Below are 14,472 nucleotides of genomic sequence, written 5' to 3'. Positions count from 1 at the left end.
ATGAACGCACTTCTTTTGAGCAATTCGTCCAGCGACGCTGGCTATCTGACCCACGCCCAGCCCTGGCTGGCCGAGTTCACCACCATGTTGACGGGCGACGGCCCGGCGCTATTCGTGCCCTTTGCCGGTGTTGGCCGCTCCTGGGATGATTACACGCAGCAGGTCGCCGATGCGCTGTTGCCCGCCGGCATCGCGATCCGTGGCCTGCATCACGAGGCAGATCCGGCCTGCGCCTTGGCCGAAGCCCGACTGATCATCGTGGGAGGGGGCAACACCTTCCATCTGCTGCGCGAGCTGCGCCGCCGCGGCCTGTTGTCCTTGATTGCCGAGCGCGTGCGCGCCGGTCAGGCGGGTTATGTGGGCTGGAGCGCGGGCGCCAATATTGCCGGGCCCACCCTCTGCACCACCAATGACATGCCTATCGTTGATCCGGGCGGTTTCGATGCGCTGGGTCTGGTGCCCTTCCAGATCAATCCGCACTACACCAAGGCGCATCCGGCAGGCCACCGTGGCGAAACCCGCGATCAACGCCTAGCCGAGTTTTGCGCGGTACAGCCAGAGCGCCAGGTGGTGGCGCTGCCGGAAGGTGATGCGTTGCGGGTGGACGGCCGTGGCTTGGCCCTGCTCGGGGCCCACGATGCCTATTTATTCCAGGGAGCCAGCGCGCCACGCGTCCTGACGCCGGGCCGTATTGCTCTGGTTTAAGCCCCTGCCGCCCTGGCTGGCCTATCGGGCAGGCCTTCAAGAGCGGCGATCGTTCGCCCGGGCGGTTGGGTGATGCGCATTCAAATTGCGTATGGCCTGTTTGGCTGGCTTGGACGCTCAAGCCGCAAGTCCAGGCGCGAACGGGCGGGGTCAGCCGGCGTCTGGCAAAGGTGGGCTGGGTTCATTTTTGACGGTTTGCAGGACGACGTGGGTGTAGAACGCTTCGACGTTCTCGTCCTGGTCGAAGTGCCGGTCTGCGAAGGTGAGATATTCGTCCATATTGTTCATGTGGACGATGACCACGCAAGATACCGTGCCTGTCACGAGATAGCAGTGGGTGACGGCGGGCTCCGCGATCAGCGCTTGCATGAGCTCGCGCCGATATTCGGAACCGTGACGCGTGAAGGTCAGGGTGACGACGGCGCTCAGGGCCCGGCCGGTCTGTGCCGGGTCTAGCAGCGCGACGACGCGCTGAATCGTGCCGGCCTCTTTGAGCCGCGCTACGCGGCGCAGGCAGGCCGAGGCGGACAGACCCACTTGTTCGGCCAGCGCGGCGTTGGAAAGATCCGCGTTGCGTTGCAGTATGCCAAGAATGCGGTGGTCGATAGGGTCCAGAATCATAAACGCAATAGTGTTGCTTTCAAGGGTCGGGTTATAGCGCGGTTTGCGCGAGCAAAGCAATGCGTGCTTAGGTGCGCTTTCGCGATATGCTGCCGCCTTTACTCGGATCAGATCAATGCCATGCGGGACTACGCCCAACACCTGCTGCGCCGCAGCCTGCGCCTGTTTTTCACCCTGGCGAAGGTTATGCTGCCCATCATGCTGCTGGTGCAGATCGGCCAGTGGTTGGGCTGGGTCGACGCCCTGGGCCGAGTGTTCGGCCCGGTCATGGGTTTGTTGAACTTGCCGGCGCAGGCGGCCCTGATATGGATGGCTAGTGTCTTCGTCGGGGTCTATGGCGCGCTTGCGGTGTTGGCAAGTCTGGCCGCAGGCCTGGAGATGACGGCGGCGCAGTTTAGCGCACTTGCCTCGATGATTTTGTTCGCGCACAGCCTGCCGGTGGAGCAGGCCATTGTGCGCCGCGCAGGCGCGAGTTTCTGGGCCACGGCCGCGCTGCGGTTGGGCGCGGCGATTTCTTATGGCGGCGCCGTATCCTGGGCCTGTAATGCCATGGGCTGGCTGTCTCAGCCGGTTTCTTTCGAGTGGTTGCAGGGCGCGGATATGGCGGGTGATCCCGCTCATCTCAGTGTTGGCGCCTGGTTGCAAGGCACCGCGACCTCGCTTGCCTTGACCTTCGTCGTCATCACGGTCTTGCTGGTCTTGCTGGACATCATGGACCGTAGCGGTCTGACACGCGCCCTAAGGCGCGGGCTCACGCCGGTGTTGCGCTGGTCGGGCCTGGAGCCGCAAGTCGCACCCGTGACAATGCTAGGGGTTTTGTTGGGGCTGTCTTATGGGGGCGCCTTGATTATCGAGGAAGCCCAGCGTCAGCAGTTCTCGGCGCGAACGCGTTTTCTCGCGCTGTCCTGGTTGTCTTTATCGCACTCGCTCATAGAGGACACGCTGTTACTGGTCGCGGTGGGGGCGAACGGCTGGATCGTGTTGTTGGGCCGGGTGTTGTTGACCCTGCTGGTGGTGGCCGCGCTAGCGCGGCTCTGGCGCCCCGACGCGCGCCCGGCTTGACGGCCAGTGCGACCGTCAAGCCGGCATGCGGGCCGCGATCTCGGCGATCAGGCGGCGGGCGGCATCCAGTTTGGGCGCTGCCGGCAGGGGATGCACGCCAAGGGCATCGAACAGCACCAGTTCCGTGCTGTCGGCATCCATGACTTTATGCGCGAGATTGCCCACCAGCAGGGGAATGCCTTTGCGCTGGCGTTTGGCTTCCGCATGCTCGGCCAGCTTTTCGGTTTCGGCGGCAAAGCCGACACACCAGGGGCCGCCGGGCAGGCGGGCGACTTCGGCCAGAATGTCCGGGTTGGGCTCGAATTCCATCTGGGGCTGACCGCCGCCTTCATGGTCTTTTTTGAGCTTTTGCTGGCTCGGATTTTTGACGCGCCAATCGGCCACGGCTGCGACGCCAACAAAGATATCGGCCTGCATGGCGTGGGCCATGACGGCTTCGTACATCTGCTGCGCTGTCATGGCGTGCAGCACCGTTACCCCGCGAGGCGCTGTCAGGGCCGTGGCGCCGGTCACCAGTGTGACCTGGGCACCGGCTTCGCGAGCGGCGCGGGCCAGCGCATAGCCGGTCTTGCCCGATGAGCGGTTGGTCAATACACGCACCGGGTCCACCGGTTCTGAGGTTGGGCCGGCGGTGAGGAGAACATGGCGGCCGGCCAGCAGCTTGGGCTGGAAAAAAGCGATCAGGTCAGCCAGGATTTCCTGAGGTTCCAGCATGCGGCCCGAACCCGTTTCGCCGCAGGCCTGCTCGCCCGCTGCGGGACCAAGCAGTGTGATGCCGTCTGCGAGCAACTGAGCGGCATTGCGCTGAGTGGCTGGGTTGGCCCACATCTCACGGTTCATGGCCGGCACGACCAGCAAAGGGCAGGCGCGCGCCACGCAAAGCGTCGATAGCAGGTCGTCGGCCAGGCCGTGCGCCAGCTTGGCCATAAAGTCGGTACTGGCTGGCGCGATCAGCACGGCGTCGGCGCCGCGAGTCAGGTCGATATGGGCCATGTTGTTGGGCACGCGTGCATCCCAGGCATCGACAAAGACGGGCCGTCCTGACAAAGCCTGCATGGTGATCGGCGTGATGAAATGCGTGGCCGCTTCGGTCATGACGACATCGACCGTAGCCCCTTGCTCGGTCATGCGGCGCACCAGTTCGGCGATCTTGTAGCAGGCGATGCCGCCGGTCATTCCGAGAACGATGCGTTTGCGGGCGAGATCAAGCATGGTGGCTGCGCGGCGCGCAAACGCCGCTTTTATGGGTTGTAGGTGGAATCAGGCGCCAGGCGTTTGCCTGGTTTTGCCCCGGCCTCGGAACAGTTCGTCGAGCACCAGCAGCACGGCGCCACAGGTAATGGCGACGTCGGCGATGTTGAAGGCAGGGTAATACCAGTCCTTCCAGTAGAACAGCAGGAAGTCCACCACATGGCCATAGACCAGGCGGTCGATCACATTGCCGATTGCGCCGCCCAGAATCAGGGTAAGGGCTGCACGAAAGCGCGGCTGGTCAGGCGTGCGGCGCAGCAGCCAGAGAATGACGGCTGCCGCGACCACACCCAGGGAGGTGAAAAACCAGCGCTGCCAGCCTTCTTCGGAAGCAAGAAAGCTGAAGGCCGCACCCCGGTTGTAGAGCAGGGTGAAGTCGAAGAACGGCAGCACGTTGACGCGCTCGCCGAAGGAAAAAGCCGTGTTGAAGTAGATCTTGGTGATCTGATCCACTACGACGATCAGCAGCGCGGCCAGGAGCGGGCCGCCCAGCTTTCCTCTTGCCCTGGGCGAGGCTTGCGTCATGCTCAGGCCTTTGCGCGGCTTTCGCCCGCGCCGAACAGATTGGACACGCAACGGCCGCAGATCTCGGGGTGATCGGCATCTTGACCCACATCGGCGCGCCAGTGCCAGCAGCGTTCGCATTTCTTGTGAGCCGAGGGGGCGATCTCGATGGCCAGTTCGCCGGCGCGGGCATGCACCGTGGCGCGCGAGACGATCAGCACGAAGCGCAGGTCATCCCCCAGGGCAGACAGCAGCGCAAGATCTTCGCCGTCGGCATAGATGTCTACCTCGGCTTGCAGCGACGAGCCGATGAGGCCTTCGCCACGGACGTCCTCCAGCTTGCGCAACACATCGGCACGGATGGCTCGCAGGCGGCCCCAGCGGCCGGCAAGCGCATCGGCGTCGGCGTAAGGGGGCAGCGTGTGGTAGACCTCGGTAAAGATGGTCAGGCGAGCGGCGTCGGCCTGGTGCTTGAGCGCCGAGTCTGCCAACACCTTCCAGGCCTCTTCGGCGGTGAAAGACAGGATGGGCGCCATCAACTTGACCAGCGTCTGGGTGATGTCGAGCAAGGCCGTCTGGGCGCTGCGGCGGGCATGACTGCCAGGCGCGTTGGTGTACAGGCGGTCTTTCAGGATGTCCAGGTAGAAGGCGCCGAGGTCTTCCGAACAGAAGGTTTGCAGGCGCGAGACGGCCGGATGGAAGTCATAGCTTTGGTAATGAGCCTGTACTTCGGCTTGCATCTGCGCCGTCATTACCAGGGCATAACGATCGATTTCGAGCAGGTCGCCGTAGGGCACGGCCTGGTTCACGCCATCAAAGTCCGCCACGTTGGCCAATAGGAAGCGCAGCGTGTTGCGGATGCGGCGGTAGCCCTCGACCACCCGCTTGAGAATCTCGTCGGAGATAGACAGTTCGCCCGAATAATCGGTCGAGGCGACCCACAGGCGCAGAATTTCTGCGCCCAGCGAGTCGGAAACCTTTTGCGGCGCAATGACGTTGCCGACCGACTTGCTCATCTTGCGGCCCTGGCCATCAACCACAAAACCGTGGGTCAGCAGGCCCTTGTAAGGGGGCTGGCCATAGAGCATGCAGCCTGTCAGGAGCGAGGAGTGGAACCAGCCGCGATGTTGGTCGGAGCCTTCCAGATAAAGGTCGGCCGGCCAGGCCAATTGCTCGCCATGCGAGCCGTGGAGGGCGTGATCTTTACCGCCCAGCACGGTGGCGTGGGTGCTGCCCGAGTCAAACCATACATCCAGCGTGTCGCGGTTTTTCTCGTAGCTGTCGGCCTCATCGCCCAGCAGTTCTCGCGGGTCCAGCGATTGCCAGGCTTCGATGCCGGATTTTTCCACGCGCTTGGCGACCTCTTCAAGAAGCTCGACGGTACGCGGATGCAGGGCGCCGGTTTCCTTGTGCACGAAGAAAGCCATCGGCACACCCCATTGGCGCTGCCTAGACAGCGTCCAGTCGGGGCGGTTGGCGATCATGGCGTGCAGGCGCGCACGGCCCCAGGCAGGGTAGAAGGTGGTGGCTTCGATGCCGGCCAGCGCGCTTTCGCGCAGGGTCTGGCCGCCGCCCTCGGGCGTGACGTCCATCCCGGCGAACCATTGGCTGGTCGCGCGGTAGATGACCGGCGACTTGTGGCGCCAGCAGTGCATATAGCTGTGCGACAACTTTTGGACGTGCATCAGCGAGCCGGCCAGCTTGAGCGCCTCGACGATTTTGGGGTTGGCGTCCCAGATCGACAGGCCGCCAAACAGCGGCAGCGTAGCGATGTATTTACCGTCGCCCATCACGGGGCTCAGGATGTCGGCATCCGCCAAGCCATGGTTTTTGCAGGAGACGAAGTCTTCAATACCGTAAGCGGGTGCAGAGTGCACGACACCCGTGCCGGTGTCCAGGGTCACGTAGTCGCCCAGATAGATGGGCGAGGTGCGGTCATAGCCTTCGGCGGCGCGGGCCAGCGGATGCGCGAAGCGCAGACCGTCCAGCGCCTGTCCCGGCGCCGTGGCTATGATCTCGCCTTCCAGGCCCCAGGTTTTGAGGCAGGCCTCGACGCGCTCTTTGGCGATCAGGACCAGGGGGCCATGTACCGGGGTGGGCGAGACGCGCACCAAGGCGTACTCGATTTCCGGATGAACATTGAGCGCCTGGTTAGACGGAATGGTCCAGGGCGTGGTGGTCCAGATGACGATAGCGCCGTCGTCCACGCTGTCCAGGCCGAAGGCGCCGGCCAAAGCGGCCTTGTCCGTAAAGGGGAAGGCCACGTCAATAGCGGGATCGACACGATCGGCGTACTCGACTTCGGCCTCGGCCAGCGCCGAGCCGCAGTCGAAACACCAGTTGACGGGTTTCAGGCCACGGAAGACATAGCCTTTTTCAAGGATGCGGGCCAGCACGCGGATCTCATCGGCTTCATTGCTGAAGTTCATCGTGAGATAGGGGTTGTCCCAGTCGCCCAGCACGCCCAGGCGTTTGAAATGCTGGCGCTGGCGATCCAGCTGCTCCAGCGCATAGGCGCGGGCCTTGGCATGCACCTCGGTAACCGGCAGGTTTTTGCCGAATTTTTTCTCGACCTGGATTTCGATCGGCATGCCGTGGCAATCCCAGCCCGGCACATAGGGCGCGTCATAGCCAGCCATGCTGCGGCTCTTGACGATGATGTCCTTCAGAATCTTATTGACTGCGTGCCCGATGTGAATGTCGCCGTTGGCATAGGGCGGGCCGTCATGCAGGATGAACAGCGGCCGGCCTTTGCTGGCAGCGCGAATCGCCTGGTAGACGCGGTTTTCCTCCCACTGCTGAACCCAGCCAGGCTCGCGCTTGGCTAGATCGCCCCGCATGGGGAAGGAGGTGTCGGGCAGATTGAGGGTCTTTTTATAGTCCATGAACGGCAAAATAGGCACGCGCGTTTCGCGCGTCTTCGGCGATGGCGGCAGTCAGGGAAGGGAGATCGGGATACTTTTCTTCGTCCCGAAGTTTGTGCAGAAATTCAATGTGTACGAGTTTACCGTAAGCATTGATGCGCTCGTCGAGCAGATAAACCTCGAGCAGCACTCGCCCGGCTTCTTCGACGCTGGGACGCACGCCCAGGCTGGCTACGGCTGCCAGAGGCTGGTCGCCCAGGCCGTGGGCGCGCACCACGTAAATGCCAGAGCGGGCGGCGAAGCGAGGGGCCACGCGCAGATTCATGGTGGGAAAACCCAGTTCACGGCCAAGCTTGCGGCCATGAATCACGTGGCCGCTGACTCGAAACGGGTGGCCTAGCAGGTGCTGGGCACGTTCCAGATCACCCACAGCCAGCGCCGTGCGCACCTCCGAACTGGAGATGCGGTGCCCGTGGCGGTCGGTCACATCGGCCAGGGTAGCCACCTCGAATCCGTGGCTGAGTCCGGCCTCGCGCAGCAGATCGATATCGCCGCTGCGCTTGCGCCCGAAACGGAAGTCCTCGCCCACGAGCAGCCAGCGTGTGCGCAGGCCTTTTACCAGCAGGTCTTCGATGAAGGCGTTGGCCGACATGTCCGCCAGCCGGGCGTTGAAAGGCTCTATCAGAACTTGCTTGATGCCGGCGCAGGCGAGCGCGCTGACCTTGTCGCGCAGGCCGCTGATACGGGTGGGCGCAAGTTCGGGGCGCCGGTTCAGGCGCGCGAAATACTCGCGCGGATGCGGCTCGAACGTCATGACGGAGGGGATGAGGCCGCGTTTTTCGGCGGCTTCGCGTACCTGGGCGAGGATGGCCTGATGGCCCCGGTGCACGCCATCGAAATTGCCGATGGTCAGGGCACAGGGGGCGCATTGGCCGGGGGGCGGCAGGTGGTGGTAGATGCGCAGCGATGGTTTCACGGACAAGAGTTTACAATTTTGAGTTGGCTCGCCTCGGAATTTCTTATCTTGCCTCAATCTCAATCGACCCCCTGCCGTTTCGTCATCCTGATTTCAGGGCGGGGCAGCAATATGCAATCGCTGGTGCAAAGTTGCGCGGATCAAGTCTGGCCTGCCGAAGTGGCGGCAGTCATCGCCAGCCGTCCCGACGCTCCCGGCCTCGAGTGGGCCGCTGAACGGGGTATTCCTACGGCGGCCCTGTTTCACAAGGAATTTCCCAGCCGCGAAGCTTTTGACGCGGCGCTGGCCGCCGAGATCGACCGCTTCGAACCGGATTATGTGTTGCTGGCGGGCTTTATGCGCGTGCTGACGCCCGGCTTCGTCAATCATTACGCTGGCAAGCTGGTTAATATCCACCCTTCGTTGTTGCCAGCTTTTCCGGGTTTGCACACCCATGCCCAGGCTCTGGCGACGGGGGTCCGCATTCACGGTTGCACTATACATTTTGTAACTCCGGTGCTCGACCACGGCCCCATCATCGCCCAGGGCTGCGTGCCGGTGCTGGCAGGCGACACGCCCGAGGCGCTGGCGCAACGTGTGCTCGAGGTCGAGCACCACGCCTATCCAGCCGCCGCGCGCTGGCTGGCCGAGCGGCGAGTGAGTCTGACCGCCGATCATCGCGTCGATGTTCAGGGCGATCCGAACCGACTGTTTATCTGGCCGCCGGCAAGCCTTTGAGGGCCGGCGGTTCAACCGGGGTACTCCCCAGGAATCATCATGAATAACAAATACCAAGGCTCCGCCGGCAAGTCCGGGCGTTCCGAGCGTAACGGCGGCGGCTATAGCAATAGTGGCGGCAACAATTCCGACCGTCCGCGCCGACCGTTGGCGTCCTATCGTGTTCATCAGATCCAGCTCGTGCTGGGCGAGATGCTCAGATGGGAGCATCCGGCCGACGCCGTGCTGTCGCATTGGCTGAGGGCCAATCCGGCGCTGGGCGGGCGCGACCGGGCCGAGCTGGCCGAGGGCGTCTACGACGTGCTGCGCAATTTGCGCCGTTACCGGCAACTGGCCGAGAGCGGTGTGGGGCCGGCCGAGCGCCGACTCGCCATCCTGGGGCTGGCGGCCACGCGTGGTGTGGAATACGTCAACGATGCGCTCGATCCCGGCGAGGCGGCGTGGCTCGCGCGGGTGGATCAGGTTGATCCCGCCTCCCTGCCTGCTAACGTGCGCTATAGCCTGCCCGATTGGCTGGCCGAACGCCTGAGCGTGCTGCCACAGGCCGAGTCTCTTATGGGCGCGCTAAACCAGGCGGCCCAACTGGATGCGCGCGCCAATCCGCTTAAGATCGAGCGGGATGCACTGCTGGAAGTGCTGCGCGCCGGCCCGGCCGGCCGCTATGACCCGCAACCCATGCCGTACTCGCCTTGGGGTATCCGCTTCAAGGGGCATCCGTCCATCAACCGCTGGCCCGAGTTCGAGAAGGGCGAGGTTGAGGTGCAGGACGAGGGCAGTCAGCTGCTAGCCCTGCTGGTGGGGCCGCGCCGCAGTGAAATGATTATTGATTTCTGCGCGGGCGCGGGCGGCAAAACCTTGTTGCTGGGCGCCTTGATGCGTTCGACCGGCCGGCTGTACGCGCTCGATGTGTCGGCCGCCCGCCTGGCGCGCGCCAAACCGCGCTTTGCGCGCAGCGGCCTGTCCAATGTGGTGCCCGTCGTCATCGATAGCGAGAACGACGCCCGGGTCAAGCGTCTGGCGGGCAAGGCGCAGCGCGTGCTGGTCGATGCGCCCTGCAGCGGTTTTGGCACCCTGCGGCGCAATCCTGACCTGAAATGGCGCCAGAACCCCCAGTCGCTGGCCGAGATGGTCGCGCTGCAGCACCGCATTCTCAAGAGCGCTGCGCGTTGTGTGGCCCCGGGCGGTCGCCTGGTGTATGCCACCTGCAGTCTGTTGCCAGAAGAGAATGCCCAGCAGGCAGACCGTTTTCTGGCCGAGAACCCTGGCTTTGAACGTCTCGACGCCGCTGCGCTCTTGCATAACCGTTGCGACAAGCTTCAGCTTGAGGGGCCTTACGTGCAGTTGCGGCCAGACCTGCATGGCACGGACGGTTTTTTTGCTGCGGTATTCGAGCGCAAAAAAGCCAGTCGTGCGGCTGAAACGGTGGCAGAGCCTGTCCTGGCAGAACCTGAGACGGTGTCCGATGCAGAGCCCGAGGAGCCTGCCGCTTGAAGCGGGTCAAGGCAATACGATGATGTCCGCGCTGCCGGTTTCCGGCGCGCGGCCGCGCGTTTGAAACCGGGTTTCCCAGCTGATGCGCTCGCGTCCGGTCTTATCCGCGCGGTAAATCACCTGGGCGACGGGGGCATTGATATGGCCGCAATGGCCGCTGGCGCTGATGGTGTGCTTACTGCCAACCACGGTGGCCTTGCCTAATGTAGCAGTCTGGGTCAGACGCAGGCGCGGGGCGGCCAGCGCCTGACAGCCGCGCAGCTCGTAATAACTGACCAGCACGGCGGCCTGTCCCGGCTTAATTGAAATGGGGTCGGATTGTGCGGGCAGGGCCGCCATCGCGAACAAGGCCGTGGCGATAGGGCGTAACATAGTCTTGGTTGCTCACTTGGGGTAAGACAGAATATATCTTGCCACCCTTAATGTAGCAAAATGTATGTTGACCCTGTTACCCGGGCCGCCCATCCCCATAACCAGGGGGTAGTCTGAGCTGCGGCGCAGCCTCAGGGTGTGGCTTAGTACTTGATTTCCCTCAAAAACTATTTTGAAACGGCGCTGTCATAAGAAATTCAGGTGGGCTACACTTTACCCACTCTTTCTGTGAGGCTTAGAAAACGGATTTATGGATTACATCCTTTCTTTTCTGTCTGGTGGTCTGACTCAGGCCAGCTGGTGGCAGATTGTGGCGTTCACGCTCATCGTGACGCACATTACGATCGTAGCAGTTACCGTCTTTTTGCATCGCAGCCAGGCGCACCGAGGCCTTGACCTGCATCCCGCCGTCATGCATTTCTTCCGATTCTGGCTGTGGATGACCACGGGCATGGTGACGAAGGAGTGGGTGGCCATTCATCGCAAGCATCACGCCAAGTGCGAAAAGGAAGGCGATCCGCACTCGCCCATGCTGTTCGGCATCTGGAAGGTGCTGTTCCGCGGCGCAGAACTCTATCGCCAAGAGTCCACCAACAAGGAAACCATGGCCAAGTTCGGCCACGGCACGCCCGATGATTGGCTCGAGCGTAATCTCTATGCCAAGCACAGCCTGTGGGGCGTGCTGACCATGCTCGCCATTGACGTGGCCTTGTTCGGCGCCATCGGCCTGACCGTCTGGGCCGTGCAAATGGCTTGGATTCCCTTCTGGGCTGCCGGCGTTGTCAACGGGGTGGGCCACTACTGGGGCTACCGCAATTACAACAGCCCTGACACCAGCACCAATGTGTTCCCCTGGGGCTTCATCATCGGCGGCGAAGAGCTGCACAACAACCACCATGCTCATGGCACCTCGGCCAAGTTCTCGGCCAAGTGGTACGAAATCGACGTGGGTTGGGGCTATATCACCGTGCTGCGCTGGCTGGGGCTGGCCAAGGTCAAGAAGGTCGCTCCCAAGCTGACTCTGGACCCTGATGCCAAGGCGATCGATCTGCGCACCTTGCAAGGCGTCATCACCCACCGCTACGAAGTCATGGCCCGTTATGCCGACGTTATCAAGAAGGCGGCTGGCGAAGAGCTCAACAAGCTCAAAGCCTCGCGCCGCAAGGGTAGCGCCGACTGCAACTGGACCCTGCTCAACCGCGTTCGCCGCACGCTGACCCGCAACGAAGAGGTGCTGCAGCCTGCACAGCTCGCCGAGGTTGATCAGGTCATCGCCAAGAACGCTTCCCTGTCCACGCTGGTGCAGATGCGCCGGGAACTGGGCCGTATCTGGGAGAGCTCCAGCGCCAGCAGCGAGCAGCTGTTGCAGGATCTGCAAGCCTGGTGCCAGCGCGCCCAGCAAAGCGGCATCGCTGGCCTCGAGCAGTTCGCGCTGCACCTGCGCCGCTACGCGGCATGATGCTCGATAAGCTCAACCCGCAACAACTCGCTGCCGTTACTCTCGAACCGCTTCACGCCCTGGTCCTTGCCGGGGCGGGTAGCGGTAAGACCCGGGTTCTCACGACCCGCATGGCCTGGCTGATTCAAACCGGTCAGGCCAGTCCTTTTGGCATTCTGGCAGTTACGTTCACGAACAAGGCCGCCCGCGAGATGTTGATGCGCATGGCAGCCACCATGCCGATCGATACGCGCGGCCTGTGGATCGGTACCTTTCACGGCCTGTGCAATCGCATGTTGCGCGCGCATCACCGCGATGCGGGCTTGCCGCAGGCCTTCCAGATTCTCGACACGGCCGATCAGCTCGCCGCCATCAAGCGTTTACTCAAAGCGCAGGGCATCGACGACGAGAAGTATCCGCCCCGTGACGTGCAGCGTTTCATCAACGGCAGCAAGGAAGATGGCCTGCGCCCGGCCGAGGTCGAGGCCTGGGATGCGCACCGCCGCAAACTCGTCGAGATTTATCAACTCTATGAAGCGCAATGCCAGCGTGAAGGCGTGGTCGATTTCGCCGAGCTCTTGTTGCGCGCCTATGAGTTGCTGAGCCGCAACGCGCCCGTGCGCGAGCACTATCAGCGGCGCTTCCGACATATCCTTGTCGATGAATTCCAGGATACCAATACGCTGCAGTACAAATGGCTGCGTCTGTTGGCTGGCGGCGGGGCGGCGATCTTCGCCGTGGGCGATGACGATCAATCCATTTACGCCTTTCGGGGCGCCAATGTCGGCAATATGGCCGACTTCGAGCGCGACTACGCCCAGGGGCGGGTGATTCGCCTGGAGCAGAACTATCGCTCTTTCGGGCACATTCTGGATGCAGCTAATGCGCTGATCGGCCATAACAGCGGCCGGCTGGGTAAAAACCTCTGGACCGACCAGGGGGAAGGCGAGCTGATTCGTATCATCGAGCAGCCCTCCGACGGCATGGAGGCGCAGTGGGTGGTCGATGAAATCCGTTCCTTGATCAACGAAGGCCGCGCGCGCAGCGAAATCGCCGTGCTCTATCGCAGCAACGCCCAGTCTCGGGTGCTCGAGCATGCGCTGTTTTCTGCCGGCGTGGCGTACAAGGTGTATGGCGGCCTGCGCTTTTTCGAGAGGCAGGAGATCAAGCATGCGCTGGCCTATCTGCGCCTGATCGCCAATCCCGATGACGACACCTCGCTGATGCGGGTGGTGAATTTTCCGACACGCGGCATCGGCGCCCGCACGCTCGAACTCTTGGCGGACGCCGCTTCCAGCAGCCAGACCAGCCTCTTTGGCGCGGTGGCACGGGTGCCGGGTAAGGGCGGGGCCAATCTCGCGCAGTTCGCGCAGCTTATCGGCAGGCTTGCCGCCGAGACACGTGATTTGCCGCTGCCCGAGATGGTTGGGCACATCATCGAGGAAAGCGGCCTGAAGGCGCATTACCAGGCCGAGCGCGAAGGCGCCGAGCGCCTCGAAAACCTGAATGAACTCGTGACGGCGGCGGCGGTGTTCGCGGCCGAAGAGAACTTCGACAGCTTGCCTGCGGGCGTGGCGCTGCAAACCGACGCTGCCGAAGGCGAACCGCCTGTGCCCAGCATGTCGCCTCTTGCGGCGTTTCTGTCGCACGCGGCGCTTGAGGCGGGTGACAACCAGGCTCAGGCAGGCCAGGACGCCGTGCAGCTTATGACGGTGCATGCTGCCAAGGGCCTGGAGTTTGACGCCGTCTTTATCACCGGTCTGGAAGAGGGCTTGTTCCCGCACGAGAACAGCATTCTTGAGCCGGCAGGCCTCGAAGAAGAGCGGCGCTTGATGTATGTCGCCATCACGCGGGCTCGCGAGCGGCTCTACCTGACGCTGGCGCAAAGCCGTATGCTGCATGGTCAGACTCGTTATGCCATGCGTTCGCGTTTTCTCGAAGAAATCCCCGAGTCTCATCTCAAATGGCTTAGCCCGCGGGCATCGCAAGGCGCGGGTGGGGGCATGGCTTGGAGCGAGCGCGGCGACGCCTATGGCCGTCGCCAGACAGGAACCATCACGCCGCGTGCGCCACGCTCGCTCACGACAGGCGTGACCGTCGGTGACGCCCAATACCGGGTGGGTCAGGGTGTGCGTCATGCGCGCTTTGGCGAGGGCACGATCATCGGTTTGAGCGGCACGGGCCAGGATGCTCAGGCCCAGATACAGTTTCGCGACGCTGGCACTAAGACACTGGCGCTGGGTATCGCCAAGCTGGACATCATCGCTTGATGCGGTCTGGCTCCTGCCCACGGGCAGGAGCCAGACCTGCTGTGCTTTCGTTGCAAGCGGCTGAGATTCGATCCCGCTGCGCTTTCTTCTGTGGTGTTGCCCGAGTCCCTATCAGCGCTGGCGCGCTCGAGTACATCAAATTCCTCCGCGGTCAGATCCCAGGTTCGCATTGGTCTGAAGAACGAGGGGCAGATCGACGGA

Annotated in this window: 12 protein-coding genes; 6 read left to right on the top strand and 6 right to left on the bottom strand. The window is 63.0% G+C overall.

Annotation, left to right across the window (positions count from 1 at the left end; genetic code table 11):
- Window positions 1-705, top strand: a complete 705-nt coding sequence (gene pepE, locus U0029_RS10715; protein WP_039052074.1) for a dipeptidase PepE — start codon at window positions 1-3, stop codon at window positions 703-705.
- 150 nt (window positions 706-855) lie between these two features.
- Here the strand turns inward: pepE and U0029_RS10710 are convergent, their stop codons facing one another.
- Entirely contained in the window at window positions 856-1,326 is a 471-nt protein-coding gene (locus U0029_RS10710; RefSeq protein ID WP_012417088.1) for an Lrp/AsnC family transcriptional regulator, read from the bottom strand.
- Window positions 1,327-1,446: 120 nt separating this feature from the next.
- Between U0029_RS10710 and U0029_RS10705 the strand changes: the two genes are divergently transcribed.
- A complete protein-coding gene (locus U0029_RS10705; RefSeq protein WP_039052065.1) occupies window positions 1,447-2,388 on the top strand; it encodes a membrane protein in 942 nt (313 codons plus the stop codon).
- A 15-nt stretch (window positions 2,389-2,403) separates the two neighbouring features.
- Here U0029_RS10705 and coaBC read toward each other — a convergent pair whose 3' ends face one another.
- From coaBC to U0029_RS10685, 4 genes are read right to left on the bottom strand one after another with little or no spacing between them, the layout of a single operon-like run.
- Window positions 2,404-3,600 (bottom strand): bifunctional phosphopantothenoylcysteine decarboxylase/phosphopantothenate--cysteine ligase CoaBC, encoded by a 1,197-nt coding sequence (gene coaBC / locus U0029_RS10700; RefSeq protein WP_012417090.1) that lies wholly within the window; start codon window positions 3,598-3,600, stop codon window positions 2,404-2,406.
- 48 nt (window positions 3,601-3,648) lie between these two features.
- Window positions 3,649-4,164, bottom strand: coding sequence for a signal peptidase II (gene lspA / locus U0029_RS10695; RefSeq protein WP_114851905.1), 516 nt, complete (start codon window positions 4,162-4,164; stop codon window positions 3,649-3,651).
- Window positions 4,165-4,166: 2 nt separating this feature from the next.
- Window positions 4,167-7,028 (bottom strand): isoleucine--tRNA ligase, encoded by a 2,862-nt coding sequence (ileS, locus tag U0029_RS10690; protein ID WP_114851906.1) that lies wholly within the window; start codon window positions 7,026-7,028, stop codon window positions 4,167-4,169.
- The gene (locus tag U0029_RS10685; protein ID WP_039052066.1) at window positions 7,018-7,983 is read right to left on the bottom strand and encodes a bifunctional riboflavin kinase/FAD synthetase; all 966 of its coding nucleotides are present in this window, start codon (window positions 7,981-7,983) and stop codon (window positions 7,018-7,020) included. The genes ileS and U0029_RS10685 overlap by 11 nt, the downstream gene beginning before the upstream one ends.
- A gap of 111 nt (window positions 7,984-8,094) precedes the next feature.
- Between U0029_RS10685 and purN the strand changes: the two genes are divergently transcribed.
- Together purN and U0029_RS10675 are read left to right on the top strand one after the other, a co-directional pair.
- Complete coding sequence (purN, locus tag U0029_RS10680; RefSeq protein ID WP_231838725.1) at window positions 8,095-8,700, top strand: phosphoribosylglycinamide formyltransferase; 606 nt, start codon at window positions 8,095-8,097, stop codon at window positions 8,698-8,700.
- Between the two features lie 180 nt (window positions 8,701-8,880).
- The gene (locus U0029_RS10675; RefSeq protein ID WP_039052075.1) at window positions 8,881-10,191 is read left to right on the top strand and encodes an RsmB/NOP family class I SAM-dependent RNA methyltransferase; all 1,311 of its coding nucleotides are present in this window, start codon (window positions 8,881-8,883) and stop codon (window positions 10,189-10,191) included.
- Between the two features lie 6 nt (window positions 10,192-10,197).
- Here the strand turns inward: U0029_RS10675 and U0029_RS10670 are convergent, their stop codons facing one another.
- Window positions 10,198-10,563, bottom strand: a complete 366-nt coding sequence (locus U0029_RS10670; RefSeq protein ID WP_012417096.1) for a hypothetical protein — start codon at window positions 10,561-10,563, stop codon at window positions 10,198-10,200.
- Between the two features lie 250 nt (window positions 10,564-10,813).
- Here U0029_RS10670 and U0029_RS10665 point away from each other — a divergent pair, with 250 nt between their 5' ends.
- Together U0029_RS10665 and U0029_RS10660 are read left to right on the top strand one after the other, a co-directional pair.
- Complete coding sequence (locus U0029_RS10665; RefSeq protein WP_012417097.1) at window positions 10,814-12,022, top strand: DesA family fatty acid desaturase; 1,209 nt, start codon at window positions 10,814-10,816, stop codon at window positions 12,020-12,022.
- Window positions 12,019-14,271 carry a UvrD-helicase domain-containing protein gene (locus tag U0029_RS10660; RefSeq protein WP_012417098.1) on the top strand — a complete coding sequence of 751 codons (2,253 nt, stop codon included), beginning with the start codon at window positions 12,019-12,021 and terminating at the stop codon, window positions 14,269-14,271. Before U0029_RS10665 ends, U0029_RS10660 begins: the two co-directional genes overlap by 4 nt.
- The last annotated feature ends 201 nt before the right edge of the window (window positions 14,272-14,472 follow it).

It is taken from the genome of Bordetella avium, assembly GCF_034424645.1.
Taxonomy (GTDB): domain Bacteria; phylum Pseudomonadota; class Gammaproteobacteria; order Burkholderiales; family Burkholderiaceae_B; genus Bordetella; species Bordetella avium.
Note: the sequence above shows the minus strand (reverse complement) of the source record. Positions and strands in the feature narration are given on the sequence as shown.